16 protein-coding genes and 2 tRNA genes are annotated in these 15,597 nt (G+C 50.9%); 10 read left to right on the top strand and 8 right to left on the bottom strand.

Translation table 11 applies throughout. The annotated features are described in order from the left end of the window. The first annotated feature begins 197 nt into the window (after nt 1–197). Genes ACZ520_RS06665 through ACZ520_RS06690 form a run of 6 tightly spaced genes read left to right on the top strand, consistent with a single transcriptional unit; the run spans nt 198 to nt 5,362 of the window. Nucleotides 198–1,187, top strand: coding sequence for an HAD family hydrolase (locus tag ACZ520_RS06665; RefSeq protein ID WP_464127809.1), 990 nt, complete (start codon nt 198–200; stop codon nt 1,185–1,187). 34 nt (nt 1,188–1,221) lie between these two features. Then, nucleotides 1,222–2,922 carry an arylsulfatase gene (locus ACZ520_RS06670; RefSeq protein ID WP_464127810.1) on the top strand — a complete coding sequence of 567 codons (1,701 nt, stop codon included), beginning with the start codon at nt 1,222–1,224 and terminating at the stop codon, nt 2,920–2,922. A 40-nt stretch (nt 2,923–2,962) separates the two neighbouring features. Beyond that, entirely contained in the window at nt 2,963–3,880 is a 918-nt protein-coding gene (locus ACZ520_RS06675) for a formylglycine-generating enzyme family protein (protein ID WP_374032549.1), read from the top strand. A gap of 11 nt (nt 3,881–3,891) precedes the next feature. Beyond that, nucleotides 3,892–4,245, top strand: a complete 354-nt coding sequence (locus ACZ520_RS06680; RefSeq protein WP_374032550.1) for a DUF1622 domain-containing protein — start codon at nt 3,892–3,894, stop codon at nt 4,243–4,245. Next, entirely contained in the window at nt 4,235–4,723 is a 489-nt protein-coding gene (locus ACZ520_RS06685; protein ID WP_464128397.1) for a YidH family protein, read from the top strand. Before ACZ520_RS06680 ends, ACZ520_RS06685 begins: the two co-directional genes overlap by 11 nt. A 6-nt stretch (nt 4,724–4,729) precedes the next feature. Further along, complete coding sequence (locus tag ACZ520_RS06690) at nt 4,730–5,362, top strand: MarC family protein (RefSeq protein ID WP_416481063.1); 633 nt, start codon at nt 4,730–4,732, stop codon at nt 5,360–5,362. Here the strand turns inward: ACZ520_RS06690 and ACZ520_RS06695 are convergent. The 6 genes from ACZ520_RS06695 to ACZ520_RS06720 form a co-directional block, all read right to left on the bottom strand. After that, nucleotides 5,359–5,712, bottom strand: coding sequence for an ASCH domain-containing protein (locus ACZ520_RS06695; protein WP_416481064.1), 354 nt, complete (start codon nt 5,710–5,712; stop codon nt 5,359–5,361). The genes ACZ520_RS06690 and ACZ520_RS06695 overlap by 4 nt on opposite strands. Nucleotides 5,713–6,022: 310 nt before the next feature. After that, nucleotides 6,023–6,098: transfer RNA gene (locus ACZ520_RS06700), tRNA-Glu, on the bottom strand. Between the two features lie 27 nt (nt 6,099–6,125). Continuing rightward, nucleotides 6,126–6,201, bottom strand: a tRNA-Lys gene (locus ACZ520_RS06705). A 164-nt stretch (nt 6,202–6,365) separates the two neighbouring features. Next, complete coding sequence (locus tag ACZ520_RS06710) at nt 6,366–7,664, bottom strand: adenylosuccinate synthase (RefSeq protein WP_464127811.1); 1,299 nt, start codon at nt 7,662–7,664, stop codon at nt 6,366–6,368. 61 nt (nt 7,665–7,725) lie between these two features. Next, entirely contained in the window at nt 7,726–8,712 is a 987-nt protein-coding gene (locus ACZ520_RS06715; RefSeq protein WP_088565631.1) for a D-2-hydroxyacid dehydrogenase, read from the bottom strand. Further along, nucleotides 8,709–9,869 carry a pyridoxal-phosphate-dependent aminotransferase family protein gene (locus tag ACZ520_RS06720; RefSeq protein ID WP_464127812.1) on the bottom strand — a complete coding sequence of 387 codons (1,161 nt, stop codon included), beginning with the start codon at nt 9,867–9,869 and terminating at the stop codon, nt 8,709–8,711. The genes ACZ520_RS06715 and ACZ520_RS06720 overlap by 4 nt, the downstream gene beginning before the upstream one ends. 75 nt (nt 9,870–9,944) lie before the next feature. On the opposite strand from ACZ520_RS06720, the gene ACZ520_RS06725 reads away from it, so the two are divergent. From ACZ520_RS06725 to ACZ520_RS06735, 3 genes are all read left to right on the top strand, one after another. Beyond that, on the top strand, nt 9,945–10,526 hold the full coding sequence (locus ACZ520_RS06725; protein WP_088565629.1) for an LptE family protein: 582 nt from the start codon (nt 9,945–9,947) through the stop codon (nt 10,524–10,526). A gap of 15 nt (nt 10,527–10,541) precedes the next feature. Further along, nucleotides 10,542–11,552: a DNA polymerase III subunit delta gene (gene holA, locus ACZ520_RS06730; RefSeq protein ID WP_088565628.1), complete on the top strand. Its 1,011-nt coding sequence runs from the start codon at nt 10,542–10,544 to the stop codon at nt 11,550–11,552. 68 nt (nt 11,553–11,620) lie between these two features. Continuing rightward, nucleotides 11,621–11,989, top strand: coding sequence for a PilZ domain-containing protein (locus ACZ520_RS06735; protein WP_088565627.1), 369 nt, complete (start codon nt 11,621–11,623; stop codon nt 11,987–11,989). Between the two features lie 6 nt (nt 11,990–11,995). On the opposite strand, the gene rpsT is transcribed toward ACZ520_RS06735, so the two are convergent. Beyond that, nucleotides 11,996–12,259 (bottom strand): 30S ribosomal protein S20, encoded by a 264-nt coding sequence (gene rpsT, locus ACZ520_RS06740; RefSeq protein WP_011163955.1) that lies wholly within the window; start codon nt 12,257–12,259, stop codon nt 11,996–11,998. Between the two features lie 115 nt (nt 12,260–12,374). Between rpsT and murJ the strand changes: the two genes are divergently transcribed. Further along, on the top strand, nt 12,375–13,883 hold the full coding sequence (gene murJ / locus ACZ520_RS06745; protein ID WP_464127813.1) for a murein biosynthesis integral membrane protein MurJ: 1,509 nt from the start codon (nt 12,375–12,377) through the stop codon (nt 13,881–13,883). Here the strand turns inward: murJ and ACZ520_RS06750 are convergent. Continuing rightward, nucleotides 13,855–15,504: a HAMP domain-containing methyl-accepting chemotaxis protein gene (locus ACZ520_RS06750; RefSeq protein ID WP_464127814.1), complete on the bottom strand. Its 1,650-nt coding sequence runs from the start codon at nt 15,502–15,504 to the stop codon at nt 13,855–13,857. The two genes, murJ and ACZ520_RS06750, sit on opposite strands and share 29 nt — an antisense overlap. Nucleotides 15,505–15,597 lie beyond the last annotated feature (93 nt).

Genomic DNA, 15,597 nt, shown 5'->3' on the forward strand with positions numbered 1-15,597 from the left:
GCAAATAGTCCAGTCTTTTCTGAGATTTAGTGGTCTTAAATGTGAACCATTTTTCTGCTTATCAGTCTCATTATAGGTCGGGTGCCATCTGCCACATCAGGACGTTACATATCAGATTGTCAACACTGATTGCTTTATTTAGTACTGGGGCGGGGCGGTTTTTTTTATTCTTCGAGGGCAGGAAAAATGGAGGAGATATGAGCAAGTTTGCGCATCTCGTGATAGCGACATTCATGTTGTTTTCGTTTTCCACTTACGCGGCAGGTCCGGATCCTCTTCCGTCCTGGCAGGAGGGAAAACTTAAAAAGTCGATTCTGGATTTTGTTTCTGAAGTTACCAAGACCGGAGGATCCCGCTTTGTTCCTCCTGAAGATAGAATCGCAACTTTTGACAACGACGGCACCTTATGGTCGGAGGTTCCGACCATCGAAGTGGAGTTTACAAAAAATCGCCTGCAGGAAGCACTAAAAAAGAATCCCAACCTGAAAAAGCAGGAGCCTTACCTAAGTCTGCTTAAAGGAACCCCGGTCACACAACTCTCACAAAAACAGATTCTTGAAGTGGTCGCCTTGACCCACACCGGGATGAGCGAAGAGGAGTTTTCAAAAGAGGTCCGTGAATTCTTCCGCACGGCACTTCACCCGAAATTGCAGGTGCCCTACACCCAGGCAGTCTATCAGCCGATGCTGGAGCTTTTGGCCTATCTTCGTGCCAACGACTTTACTCTTTTTATCAGTTCCGGCGGAGAGATTTCATTCATGCGGGAAGTCGCGACGACTATTTATGGCATTCCTTCACAAAATATCATCGGTTCTTATTTTGTGGATAAGCTCGATGAAAAAAATGGCAAGCTGGTGGCCGTGCGTACTTCGACCCTGGCGTTGGTCAACGACAAAGAAAACAAACCCATCGGGATCCTTCGCCATATTGGTAAACGTCCCATTTTGTCCGTGGGGAATGAACGCAGTGGCGGGGACATCGCCCATCTACGATTTTCCAGTGAATCTGAAAGACCGAATTTGCAAATCATGATCAATCACGATGACGAGGTTCGGGAAGCCGCTTACAGCGAAAAGGACGGCGCTTCACTGGCGGCGGCGAAAAAGTACGGATTCAAAGTTCTAAGCATCAAAAACGACTGGAAGCAGGTCTTTCCGTCGCAGAAATCAATCGCGAAGGATTTTTAGTTGACTCAATAACACATGGAAAAGGAGTTCCATCATGGTTAAGTCCGGAGAATCTCAGAAATCTCAAAGGAAAGAAAGTGGTGACGGAAAAGGCAGGAAGCCCAATATTCTTGTTATTATGGGGGACGACATTGGTATCTCAAATCTCAGTTGTTACAGTCGCGGACTGATGGGTTATCACACCCCGAATATTGATCGCATCGCCAGTGAGGGAATGATGTTCACGGATTCCTATGGCGAACAGAGCTGCACAGCCGGCCGCGCGGCCTTTATGACGGGACAAAGTGTGTTCCGTACGGGGCTTTCGAAAGTCGGAATGCCGGGCGCGGATGTCGGGATCAAAAAGGAAGATCCGACCATTGCCGCTTTGTTGAAACCACTTGGTTATGCGACGGGGCAGTTTGGAAAAAATCATTTCGGCGATCGCAACGATTATCTGCCCACTGTGCATGGCTTTGACGAGTTCTATGGAAATCTCTATCACTTGAATGCCGAGGAAGATCCGGAAGATCCTGATTATCCAAAGGGGCATCTTTTCAGAGACCGCTTCCTGCCGCGCGGGGTTTTGCGCTGTAAGGCGACGGACAAGGACGATCCAACTGTTCACGAACGCTGGGGCCGCGTCGGAAAGCAGATTATCGAAGACACTGGTCCGCTGACCAGAAAACGCATGGAAACGTGTGACGATGACTTTGTCGATGCGGCGAAAGACTTTATTTCCCGCCAAAATTCCGACGGGAAGCCGTGGTTTGTGTGGCTGAATACAACTCATATGCATTTGCGGACTCACACCAAGCCGGAAAGCCGTGGCCAGGCGGGACCGTCGCAGTCAGAGTACCACGATACCATGATTGATCATGATAAAAACGTAGGTCAAATGCTGGATCACCTGGATGATCTGGGTATCGCCGAAGACACGATTGTGTTGTATACGACCGACAACGGACCTCACATGAACACCTGGCCGGATGGCGCAATGACTCCATTCCGCAGTGAGAAAAATACGAACTGGGAAGGGGCTTTCCGTATTCCACTTCTGCTGCGCTGGCCGGGACGGGTAAAGCCGGGGGTGCTTTCAAATGAAATTGTTCAGCATCACGACTGGCTGCCGACATTCCTGGCAGCAGCAGGGGAACCTGACATCGTGAACAAGCTCTTGCGCGGTCACCAGGCCGGTGAAAACAAATACCGTGTGCATATCGACGGATACAATCTGGTACCGTATTTGACTGGCGAAGAAAAAGAAAGTCCTCGCAAGGCCTTTATTTACTTCAGCGATGACGGGGATTTGGTGGCTCTTCGCTATCAGAACTGGAAGATGGTGTTTATGGAGCAGCGAAAGGCCGGAACATTGGGAGTGTGGGCAGAGCCGTTTACGCCGCTCCGTGTGCCGAAACTCTTTAATCTGCGCACGGATCCCTATGAGCGTGCTGATGTGACCTCCAACACCTATTGGGATTGGTACATGAGCAAGGCCTATATCATTCTGGCAGCTCAGGCCATTGTTGCAAAATTCCTGGAAACCTTTGCCGAGTATCCTCCAAGGCAGAAAGCGGCCAGCTTCACCATTGATCAGATCATGGAAAAAATGAGCAGTGCCGCCGGATATGCGCATCAGGATTCGACCGGAAAAAATATCCATGAATCCCCGGAGTCCCGTCGCGAAGAGGGGCAAGGGATGCCGCCTGTAAAAGGCAGACAGGACGAAGGTGAGCAACGCAGAAGTACTCATTAGACCTGAACAGGAAAAGGGGCCGCTGGCCCCTTTTCCCAATATGGTTTGGATTCCGGGTGGCCTGTTCACCATGGGGTCTGACAATCACTATGCTGAAGAAGCCCCCGCGCATCGTGTGAAGGTGGACGGATTCTGGATGGATCGCTGTCCTGTGACCAATCGTGATTTTTTGGCCTTTGTCGAGGCCACGGGCTATCAGACATTATGTGAAAAAGAACCGGATTTGGCTCTGTATCCCGGAGCATCTGCGGCCATGAAGGATCCCGCATCGGTGGTGTTTGTGAAGCCCGCCGCGCCAGTGGATCTGCGCAATCCCTATCTGTGGTGGCAGTTTATTCGTGGTGCAAATTGGCGTTCGCCGCAAGGTCCGGGCAGTTCCATTGAAGACCGCATGGACCATCCGGTCGTGCACGTCTCATGGCAGGATGTTCAGGCTTATGCAAAATGGATCGGGAAAAAGCTTCCGACCGAAGCCGAATGGGAGTTCGCCGCTCGGGGCGGTCATGAAGGTCGCGAGTTTGCGTGGGGCGAAGAACTTGAACCCCAGGGCCGTCATCTGGCCAACATCTGGCAGGGAGAATTCCCCTGGCAGAATCTCGGTGCGGATGGTTTTGAAGGCACTTCCCCGGTCACAAGCTTTCCTCCAAACGACTATGGATTGTTTGATATGATCGGCAATGTCTGGGAATGGACCGTCGATTGGTACAGTCCTCGTCATCCCGATGAGAAACCCAAAGCCTGCTGCATACCGAAGAATCCGCGAGGCGGGGCTGAGTCTGACAGCTTTGATCCTCGTCAGGCATTAAAAATTCCCCGCAAAGTGATGAAGGGGGGATCGCATTTGTGCGCTCCCAATTATTGCAAGCGCTATCGTCCTTCGGCACGCATGGCGCAACCCGTGGATACGTCGACATCTCATCTGGGGTTTCGTTGTGTGGTTCGCGGCGAACGAAGTTAAAGGAGGCTTTCATGGAAGAAGCCGTCAGGCAGTGGACTCAAATTATATCCATTTGTCTTGAGTTCTTTGCGGCTCTTTTGATTGCTGTGGGTGCAATTGAAGGTCTTGTCAGGCTGGTGAAATTTTCCATTTTCGGTGAAAGAGGTCTTGGTATCAGAAAGGACATCTGGCTGGGTTTCGCTCGGTGGATTGTTCTGGGGTTGGAATTCATGCTGGCGGCAGACATCGTATCGACCATTGTTTCTCCTTCGTGGGATGCGATCGGCATGCTTGCGGCGATCGCTTTGATCCGAACATTCTTAAGTTATTTCCTGGAAAGAGATCTGGAGGCCGCCTCCAGAAAGGAGTTTGGCAATGGAACCTGAGCGCACGCCCAACGAGATGTCGCAGGAAAGAACGGATCTGTCAGAGCATAGAACGGATCTTTCTGAGCATCGCACAGGACTTTCAGAGCACCGAACCGAACTGTCTGAAGGGCGCAGCGATCTGTCGGCGGTGAGAAGTCATCTGGCGAATGAGCGTACGCATCTGGCGTACATGCGAACCGGCATTTCGCTCGTCAGCTTGGGAATCACCATGAATCGGTTCAGTTGGTTTCTGATGGAAAATAAAGCGATATCCCGCCATGGGGGCCGCCCTTTTCTGGATGACGCAAAAAATACCGGACTGGGGATGGTGATTCTGGGCAGTGCCATGCTGATATGGTCTTTGTATCGGTATTCGCAAACTGCGAAACAAATTGATTCGCATCACTATATGCCCGCGCACCGTTCCGTACGGGCTTTCACGCTGGCTTTGATTTTAATCGGTATTGTTTCTGTTTTATGGATGATTGTGGGGTGAGTTGATATGGATGGGACATACGCATTGGGACCAGGACAAATATTTACTGTGTTCTTTATTATGCTGGGGCCGTTTCAGCTTCTTCAACCGTTTGCCAAAGCAACAAAAGACATGTCGCAGCCGCAGGTGGTTTCATTGGCTGTGAAGTCTGTACTGGCGGTCATTCCGATTTTGATAGTGCTCGGTCTTTGCGGCCGGACATTGATGGAAAACTGGAATATTCCACGGGCCGTGCTTGAGCTGACGGCGGGATTGATCTTCGCCTATGTGGCCTTTTCTATAGTCTTGACGGGAAAACAAAAAACAGAGCCCAAGTCCGAAGAGTCCAAAGAACCCGTTCCGGTGACAGCGCTGGGGGTGGCCATGAAAATGGTGGTCAGCGCCCATGGCCTGGCCACGCTGATCGTTTTGCTTGCAGTCAGTAAGGACTATGAACGAACGCTTCTGATTTTCGGTGTTCTGGTTGTTGTGATGATTCTGAATTTGCTTACGATGATCTACAAAAAAATCTTTCTGGGAAAAGTGGGCGCAGCAGCCATGCAGGTTTTTGGTGTCGTGCTGGGGGTGATGCAGGCGGGAATGGCGTTGGCGATCATTCACTACAGCCTGATGGAGTTGCACAAGGGGTTCTTTAGTTAAAGTTCGATGTCGAGCTCGTAGATGCCTCGGGCAGCGAGGACTTGCTGCGTGCTGTTTATTTTTCTGACGTCAGTGAGTTCCCAGGAATAATAGCCGGGTTCCCATCTGCTTGCGCAAGCGGCGGGGATGTCTTTTTCTTCGAAGGGTCGGACGGATTTGATTTTTACGAGGGCGACGGGTGTGCCGATGTCGGTTTCGCCTTCGTTGAAGAGGAAGTTTTTGTTTTCTACGATGAGGAGATCGCCGGTGAGGTCGGCGGGTGGAAGCCAGCGGCGGACTTCGATGGTTTTTTCGCCGTTGGCGATGCGGGTGCCGTTGGGGTGGACTATGGAGAGGGTTTTGTGGGTCATTGTTTTGCTCCGGGTTTTTCTGGCTTGTTTCTCGCTTCGCTTGAAACTCGCTTGGGTTCTGGGGTTTGCGACGGGGAGTGGGGCTCGTCGCATCACGCTCCTCGGGGCTTTGCCCTGCCTACGGCACCCTCGCGCTCGCTTCCTGCGAGGGCGATGAACCCCTGTGCCGGCGTCGCCGCGTGCCGCGAGCTTTGTAGGATTGTTTTGCGCCGGCGCTCTAAGTTCAAAGCCCCTTGGGAAAACCAAGCTGTGGGTAAAAATAAAAAACCCGAATCTTTCGATTCGGGTTTTTTATTTTTAGTACAAAAATTGGCGTTCCCAAGGGGATTTGAACCCCTGTATCCTCCGTGAAAGGGAGGTGTCCTAGGCCCCTAGACGATGGGAACGTTTAGGAAAAACAAACGAACTAAAAATGGTGGCTCGCGATGGATTCGAACCATCGACCCCTTCATTAAAAGTGAAGTGCTCTACCAGCTGAGCTAGCGAACCACTGTCCGTTTGAGGAAGTGCTAATTTGTAGTAAGAGGGGTCCAAAGTCAATACACTTTCTTGCAGTTTTTTAAAAATTTTTGCGATTTTTTGATAAAAAAAAGGCCTTTGCTCAAGGTGTGGGCAAAGGCCTTCGAAAATTCTATAAAAACTGCTAACTCTGCTTAATTGTTGAACAAAGGCTTGACCCACAGTGTCTGTTCTCGGCCCGGTCCGACGGAAATTACGTCGATCGGTGTGCCTAATTGTGAACCCAGATAGTCAATGTAGTTCGTTGTTGGGCGTGGAAGATCCGAGAGTGTTTTTACTTTCGTCAAATCTTGTGTCCAACCAGGGATCCATTCAATCACGGGCTCCACTTTTTCCAGTTCATACGGTGAAGTTGGCAGATCAGTGATGATTTCGCCGTTCAGTTTGTACGCTGTGCACACACCGATACGATCATGTCCTGTCAGGACATCCAATTTCATCATCGCCAGATTTGTAATACCATTCACGCGGATCGCATATTTCAACGCTACCAGATCCAACCAACCACAACGACGGCTTCTACCGGTGGTGGAACCAAACTCGTGGCCGTCGGCTTGAATCTTTTTGCCGATTTCATCGTTCAGCTCAGTCGGGAAGGGGCCGCTGCCCACGCGAGTGGTGTAGGCTTTGAACACGCCGATGACTTTCTGAACGCTCGCAGGGCCGATGCCGGCACTGGCGCAGGCGTTGGAAGCCAGAGTGGAAGAGCTCGTTACAAAAGGATATGTGCCGTGCAGGATGTCCAGCATCGTGCCTTGCGCGCCTTCGAACAGAACTCTTTTTCCGGACTTCAAACTTTTACTGATAAACAGCGAAGTGTCTTTCGTGCGGTATGGAGCCAGCTCTTCAGCCACGGCCAGAAGATCCTTGATCAGATCATCGGCTTTGAAAGTGGAGTCCTTGTAGTAGTTCTCCAGCATGAAGTTCTTTTCAGTCAGTGCCAGTTCCAGTTTCTTTTTCAGATTGTCTTTGTCGAAAAGATCACCGAACAAAATCGCGCGGCGGGAAGCGCGGTCTTCGTAAGCCGGGCCGATGCCTTTGCCGGTGGTGCCGATCTTGCCGTCACTCAAAGCGGCTTCACGAGCAGCGTCCAGAGCTTTATGGTATGGCAAAATCAAAGTTGCCGTATCAGAGATCAAAAGTTGTTTTGGGTTTTGCAAAAAGCCTGTGTCTTTCAGCTTTTTGATTTCATCACGGATCGAGAAAACATCGATCACGACACCGGAGGCGATCACACATGTTGTTTCCGGGCGCAGAATACCGCTGGGAACAAGATGCAGAACGGTTTTTTGTCCGTTCACTACCAGGGTGTGGCCGGCATTGGCTCCACCTTGATATCGAACCACCATGTCCGCTTTTTCAGCGAACACATCGATCAGTTTACCTTTACCTTCATCGCCCCACTGAGCACCGACAACAACAACGCCTGACATAATACGTACCTCTTAAAACAGACCCTAGAACTGTCTCTCAAAGAGGGGATATCAGGCAAGTTTATTCGCCCTTAAATGGAGCCGCTCCATACCAAGGCGCCCTTGGCGGGAGGGTGTCAGAGGTCGATCCGTCCACAAAAAACGCCATAAGCTTATTAGCTGCAATCTGGGAGGCTTTAAAGAACGCGTCCTCTGTATTGGCTCCAATGTGCGGAGTCAAAACCAGGTTCGGGTATTTCAGCAAATTAGAGTTTCTGTTCAAGGGCTCTTTTTCATAAACGTCCAAACCCACCGAACGCAGCCAGCCTTTTTCCAGGGCCTCGCACAGGTCGTTTTCGTTGATGACCGATCCACGGGAGGTGTTGATCAAAACAATCCCGCGGTGGATGTATTCAAACTGCGAGCGGTTCAGCATGTGCTCGGTTTCCAGGGTTTTTGGCACGTGAAAGCTGATCACGTCGGCGGTTTTCAGAACCTCTTCGTAACTGAGACGGGGAATGTGCAGGCGTTCAAAGACGTCGTCTTCTTGATACGGATCGTAGGCGACCACATTCATGCCGAAGGCTTGCGCCAGCTCTGCCACGCGGGAGCCAATGCGTCCCAAGCCCACGATGCCATAGTTTCTGCCAGCCAGTTCAATGCCCGTGATTTGATCGCGGTTCCATTCGCCGGCTTTCACCATTTTGTGTGCGGCCTGAATGTTGTTCACGCAGGACAAAACCAAACCCCACGTTAACTGTGCGGCCGATTCGATATTGGCCGTGGGAGTATGCATGACCGTGACACCCCATTTTTGGGTGGCATCCAAATCGATATGGTCAAACCCGCTGGTGCAAGTCACAATCAGTTGCAGTTGACGGGCTTTTTTCAAAAGCTCTTCGTCAATGCGCGTGCGACTGCGAATGATCAGGGCGTTGGCGCTGACCAGATGTTCCAGCGGCAGGTGCTGGGGGTTGTCGCTGCGAACGACGTCAAACTGACTGTGTTGTTGCAGGTACAAAAAACTGTCTTGCGCAAAGCGGTCGGTGATCAGGATTTTTTTCTTCACGGATTTTGCTCCAGCCAGTTTTTCGCCTCGGTCGTGATGTTGGAAATATGCTCCAACGACATAAAATCTGAATCAAAGTGGCGCAGGGTGTGCCCCAAGCACTCCACCAGACGAATCAGTTCGTGATCCTGGATGTAACCCATGTGGCCCACGCGAATGATGCGGCCTTTGGCCTGATCCTGTCCGCCCATGATGGTGATGTTGTGAACTTCTTCCAGATGCAGGCGGATTTTTTGTCCGTCCATCTGTGGTGGCACTAGTAACGCAGTCACCGAGTTGCTGGGGGATTGCGCATACAAAGTGAAACCCAGTTTCAGACCAAAGATGCGGGTGAATTCCGCGCGGCGGTGAATGTCGTGGAAAAGTTTTTCCAGACCCTGCTGGGAAATCAGTGTCAGCACCACATCCAAAGCGCGGATCAAAGCGACGTTGGAAGAATAGAATGTCTCACCAGAGGCGTTGGCTTTTTTCTCTTTGCGGATGTCGAAATAATATCTTGGGCATTTGGCGTCGGGGATGAATCTCCACGCCTTTTTCGAAAAGGATAGCAGCGACAAACCTGTCGGCAGCATAAAGGCTTTTTGAGATCCCGCGACGATGCCATCAATACCCCAGGCGTCCATCGGCAGTGGATAAGCGCCCAGTGCGGTGATGGCGTCGACCAGGAACAAAGTGTCGGAATATTTTTGAATGACTTTGCCCAGCGCTTCAATCGGGTGGGCCACAGCGGTGCTGGTTTCGCACGCCTGGCAAAGCACGGCGCGGGTGTCAGGATTTTTCTGCAGCAGTTCTTCGACTTCGGAAACTTTGACGGCTTCGCCCCAAGGGACGTTGATGGTCAGAACTTTGGCGCCAAAATGGGCGGCCATATCAGCCCAGCGCTCGCCAAATTTGCCTGAAACAATGGCAATAACTTTGTCGCCCGGTGACAAGGTGTTGACCAGTAAAGCTTCCATCCCGCCAGAGCCGGTGGAGGTCAGAAGATAGACATCTTCTGCGGTCTGAAAAACAGTTTTGATCTGGGTCAGAACTTTCTTAAGAATTTTATCGAATTCCGGAGTGCGATGGTGAATCATCGGCAGTGCCAGCGCTTTTCGCACCTCAGGATGGATATTGACGGGGCCCGGAGCCAGCAAACTGTAATCTTGAGTTGCCATATTTCTTCCTTGATTGCGTCGCGCAGTCACCATTTCTGTGATGACTTCCTGCTAATTTTATACTCAACTGGGGCCGTGGACGCAATATTTAAAGCTTTTCGCATCACTCTGATTCTGTCGCTATTCCTCTCGGGATGTGCCTATCGTCTGGGCAGCGGCACACGCAGTATTCCTGGCGGTTATAAGCAGATTTCTGTGCCGATTTTCAAAAACAAAACACAGGAAACCGGGATCGAAGTGGCGTTCACAAACACACTGATTCAGGAATTCCAGCGCTCCCGAGTTGCCCGAATTGTGGACAATTCCTTGTCGGAAGTGGCAGTGATCGGGCAGATTGATTCTGTTCAGTATTTACCGGGTGCAAAACGTGTGGCCGGGGACTCTTCAGCGCCTTATTTGCCCAATGGAACTGTCGTTGCGTCAGAGTATCGTATTCTGCTGACCGTGACGGTGAAAGTCGTGCGCCAGGCGGATGGAACGGAGCTTTGGAGTGGGTCCTTCAGTGGAGAAAGAACTTACGCAGCACCTCAGGTAACGCTGGCCGGTGTTAACTCCATAAATCCGCTTTACAATCTTTCTGCGCGAAGGCAGAACATTGACCTCATGGCTTATGACATTATGTCCGAGGCACATGATCGTATTACCGAAAATTTCTAAAAGGATATTCAACTCGTGGCACTCATCGATGCGCAGAAATTTTATCGCGATCTTGAAAAAGGTCAGACTGCGCCGTTGTATTTCCTGTTCGGTGAAGAACCCTACCTGTTGAACCAGTCCGTTGAACGTTTCAAGTATTCTGTTTTGACGGAAGGGGCCGTGGATTTTAACTACAGCCTGTTCTATGCTTCTGACGCTGACGTGGTGTCGGTGCGTGATGCCGTTGAAACTTTGCCGATGATGGCTCAGCGCCGTCTGGTGATCCTGAAAGAGGCCCAGGAACTTACGGACAAAGAATGGGCCGAGCTTGAAACGCTGTTTGAAACTCCGGTGGACAGCACCGTGTTCGTGCTTTTGGCGTCCCGCGTGGACAAGCGCAAAAAACAGATCCGTCTTTTGCTCGACAAAGCCGACTGTGTTGAATTCAAAAAACCTTACGAAAATCAGATTCCATCCTGGATCAACTACATCGCGCAGTCCCTGGGTTTGACGATCAGTAATGATGCCATCCTGCTTTTGCACAAGCTGGTGGGTCATCACCTGACCGAAATCGAAGGGGAGCTTAAAAAGCTCGGTGAGTTCGTCGGCGAGCGCCGTATTGAAGTGGCGGATGTGGCTCAGGCCGTGTCCCGCTCCAAGGAAGAGAACGTTTTTGATTTCACCAAGGCCATCGGCGAAAACGACCGTGTAAAGGCTTTGGAGCTTTTGGTTCACCTGCTGGATCAGGGGCAGAACGAGATCGGGATCGTGTCTTTGGTGGCCCGTCACGTGCGTATCCTGCTGACTTTAAAGCGGGGAATGGAAGAAGGCCTGCATGGCGCGAAGCTCGCGCATTTTGCCCAGGTGCCGCCTTATTTCCTGGAAAGCTATCTGGATCAGGCCCGACTTTGGACTGCTAAAAAGCTGGAACAAACCCTGGTGGTTCTGTCTGAGACAGACAAGGCTTTGAAGTCCTCACCATTGTCCAGTCACATCTGGCTGGAAAACCTGGTTTTAAAGACCTGCGGCACTCAATACGCCATGTGAACCACTCCAGCGAAGCTGGAGTGCAGACATTTTCAAGTTGATAGCTGAATAGACCGATAAGCTTTGTGATGAACAAAGCCAATCCTGCATTTGAAGATAAAGGTTATTTCCGCCGCCAGTACCCGCGTCGTGCGATGAAACGCAAGATCGGTATCCTGTGCGATGGGACTTACTTTGTCTGTGAATCCGGAGAAATCGGCGAGGGTGGTATGTCCATTGTCACCGATTATGTTCTGACCGAGGGCCACGAAGTGGTGGTCAGCTTCCAAGTGCCCGCCGGGGACTTTGTCTTCCTTCGCGGCGTGGTTCGTTCGACGCAAAAAAAAGAGGGTGACCATAAAGTCACCCACGGACTGAGCTTCAATCAGATTGCGTTCTCTACAAAACGACAAATTCGCGCCTTTGTATCAGCGCGAACCGAATCAGAGTTGAATTAAACCCAATTACTTCGTTGCAGAAGCGCGAGTAGAAAGACGGCTGATCTTGCGGGATGCAGTTTCTTTCTTGATAACGCCAGTTTTTGCAGCTTTCATTACTTGAGAAGAGAAGTTCTTCAACAATTCAGGAAGAGCTTTCAGATCTTTAGCTTCGATAGCTTTAACAAGTTTTTTCTCAGCTGTTTTAACAGTGCTTTTACGAGCGTTGTTAACAGCAGTTTTACGGATAGACTGACGAGCTCTTTTTGCTGCAGACTTATGATTTGCCAAGGGATAACCTCCACAGTAACTTTTATAGACGAACCAAAGGGATTAACATAGGGTGTCTCACGAAGCAAGTGGATTAAAAGAAGATCGCAAAAAGGTCCTCAAAAGCGCCTTTTTAATGGCCTCCGGGACGTTAACTAGCCGCATCCTGGGGCTTTTCCGGGATATTGCCCTGGGGGCTTTGTTTGACCGGGCGGTCACTGATGCTTGGACTGCCGCTTTCCGCATCCCCAATCTGTTCCGCCGTCTGTTCGGGGAAGGCTCCCTGGCTGTGAGTTTTATTCCCGTTTTCATGCAAACACAATCGGAAGATCCCACCGGCCAGCGCGCCCGAAACCTGGCGAATGCCTTTTATTCGCTGCTTTTGGTGATTTTAGGGGTTTTGACCCTGCTGGGGATCATTTATGTCGAGCCTGTTTTCCGTCTGATTCTTTCTTCTGAGTACGCTCTGGATGCCGCCAAGTGGGAACTGACCCTGCGCATGGGGCGGATCATGTTTGGGTTTGTGTTCTTTGTCTGCACCTATGCCTTCTATATGGGGATTTTAAATGCCCTGGGCAGTTTCGGACTGCCGGCTGTGGCGCCAGCGCTTTTAAATGTCTCGATGTTGGTTTTCACCTTTATGCCGCCGCAGTGGTTTCCCGTCCACGGGGACGGATTGGCGTGGGGCGTGCTGATCGGGGGGCTGTTGCAGGCGCTGCTGTTGGCGGTAGCTTTAAGGCAGCGAAACTGTCTGCCGCGACTGCAGAAGACGTTGTGGACGCCGGAAGTGAAAGCCGTAGTGCGGGGAATGATTCCGGGGCTGATCGGTATGGGGCTCTTGCAGTTTTCCACACTGGTGAATCTGTATTTTGCAAGCTCCCTTCCTGAAGGTTCGATTTCTTATATCTATTGGGCCGACCGTTTGCTGGAGCTGCCGCTGTCGTTGATTTCAGTCAGCATCGGGGCGGCACTGCTGCCTAGTTTAAGTGACTTTGCCAGTCGGGGACTGAAAGAAAAATTCCAGGAAACCGCTGAAGAAAGCTTCCTGATGAATCTGTTCCTGGCGTGGCCCGCAGCACTGGGACTTTATATTCTGGCTGAACCGATCATTGAGGCTTTGTTCCTGCGGGGCAAGTTCACCGCGCAGGATGTGCAGATGACGGCGGCGATCTTACGCATCTATGCTGTCAGTTTGTTGCTGGTGTCCTGCAGTCGCGTTTTGATGCCGCTTTATTATTCCGTTAAAAATACGAAAGTTCCCATGGTGCTGGCGGTGGTTTCATTGGCGGTGCATGTGTCGTTGGCGCCGGTGCTAATGCGGCAGTGGGGGCTTGAGGGGCTGATGATTTCGGGTGTGGCCGGTGCGTTTTTAAATGCGGTTTTGCTGATGGGATTGCTTAAGAAGTATTCTCCGGGAATCAGAATGTCGGTGTTGCTTCGTCCGGCGGTGAAGTTCGTGCTGGCCGGGGCGGGGATGGTGGTTTCGCTGCAGACGTATGAACTGCTGATGGCTCAAACAGGAAGAGGGCTGCAGATGCTGGCCCTCTTTATCACGATCCTGTTGGCGGTTGTCGCCTATTTCGGTCTGGCTTATGTTTTGGGTTGCGAGCAGATTTCTAGAATCCGTCGGTCGTCCCAACCTTAGCTCTTTCGTCGTCATCAAACGGAATCACATCCTGGGACGCGGACTTTTTCGGAGCCGCGGCCTTCATCGGAATGACATTGGATTTCTTCGGCATTGGCGAAGGTATTTTGGCCTTCGCTTTGACCGGAGCTTCTGACGATGCAGAAGCTTTAGAAACTTCATTGCTGCCCAGGATCACTTCATTCAGTTCCACGGTCAGATTCAGGGAAGTGGCCGCCAGGTTGTTGATCTCGCCACTGGTCGCCGCGATTTCCTCTGCGGAAGCAGCGTTGCTTTGGGCTGCCTGATCCAATTGGTTCATGGCTTTGCCGATTTGCTGGATACCGGTGGTCTGCTCAGAGCTTGCCGCCGCGATTTCATTGTTCAGGTCAGAAACTTTCTTGATGGAGGTCACGATATTGGTCAGAACTGCACCGGACTTGTCGGCAATGGCACTGCCTTCTTCAATCTGAGACACAGAGTCTTTGATCAGGGAAGAGATGTCTTTGGCAGAAGCCGCACTTCTTTGCGCCAAAGTTCTGACAGCTTCCGCCACCACCGCAAAGCCTTTGCCTTGTTCACCGGCGCGGGCTGCTTCCACTGCGGCATTCAGTGCCAGCAAGTTTGTCTGGAAGGCGATGTCGTCGATGACATGAATGATTTCTTCTATCTTTTTGGAAGACTGAGAAATTGAAGTCATGGACATGATCAGGTTCTGAATTTCTTTTTCGCCCTGTTCAGCAGAATCGCGGGAGCTTGCAGACAAAGCGGCTGCCTGTTTGGCGTTGTCCGAGTTCATCTGAACCATGGATGTCATTTCTTCCAGTGCCGCCACCGTTTCTTCCAGGGAGGCTGCAGCTTCCGTAGAAGACTGAGACAAAGAGTTACCAGCTTCGTTCAACTGCTCAACCGCAGAAGCCACTTGGCCACCGGCTGTTGTCAGACGGTCTGCAACGGAACCTACAGAGGATGCGATCTTTGCTGCGATCCACAGAAGGACTGCAAACACTGTGACACCCGTCGCGGCAGAAACCAGATAAATCAGATTTTTTACATAAGCTTCAGTGGAGGCGGCTTCTGCCACGCCGTCTTTGGCCATCTTGGCATAGATATCCGTGACGGCGCTATTCCAAGCGCGAACCGTTTTGCCTATTTCATTGTAGCGGCCATCCAGCAGGGCTTCAGCCTCTTTGGATTTTGCCGGATCTGAAGAGCCGATCAGACTGATGATTTTTTCCATCGAGGCGTAATATTCCGGAAAAAGAGGCTTCGCCATTTGGTAAGCCTTGTCCTCTTCCGGTGTTCTAGGAATTGGATCGTAGGTTTCCTGAGCCTTGCGGAACTCGTTCATACCTTCGGTGGCGGTCTTTAGATAGGACGCCAGCTTTTCAGGCTCGTCAGTGTGTTCCATGGCTGCCCAAGCACCATATTGAAACTTATTGCGCGCTTGGCGCATTTCACCAACCATATCAAATGTTGGAATTACCTGTTCGTTGGCGATATCCAAAAGGTTGACCACGCTTGAGATCCCGTTAAGAGCGATGGATCCAAGAATGGCAAAGCCCACCATCGGCAGAAATGCGGCCACGAGCAATTTGCCTTTAATTCCTTTGAACCAGCTTGATATTTTAAATTCCGACATAAGTTGAGTCTCCGTAAAAGTCTTTATGGGTTTTTAACAGATAATTATTCGGAATTTAAAAGAGTGCTTAGTAGTCCAGAATTAAAAATACGA

The sequence above is a fragment of the Bdellovibrio sp. BIS2 genome (assembly GCF_055398295.1).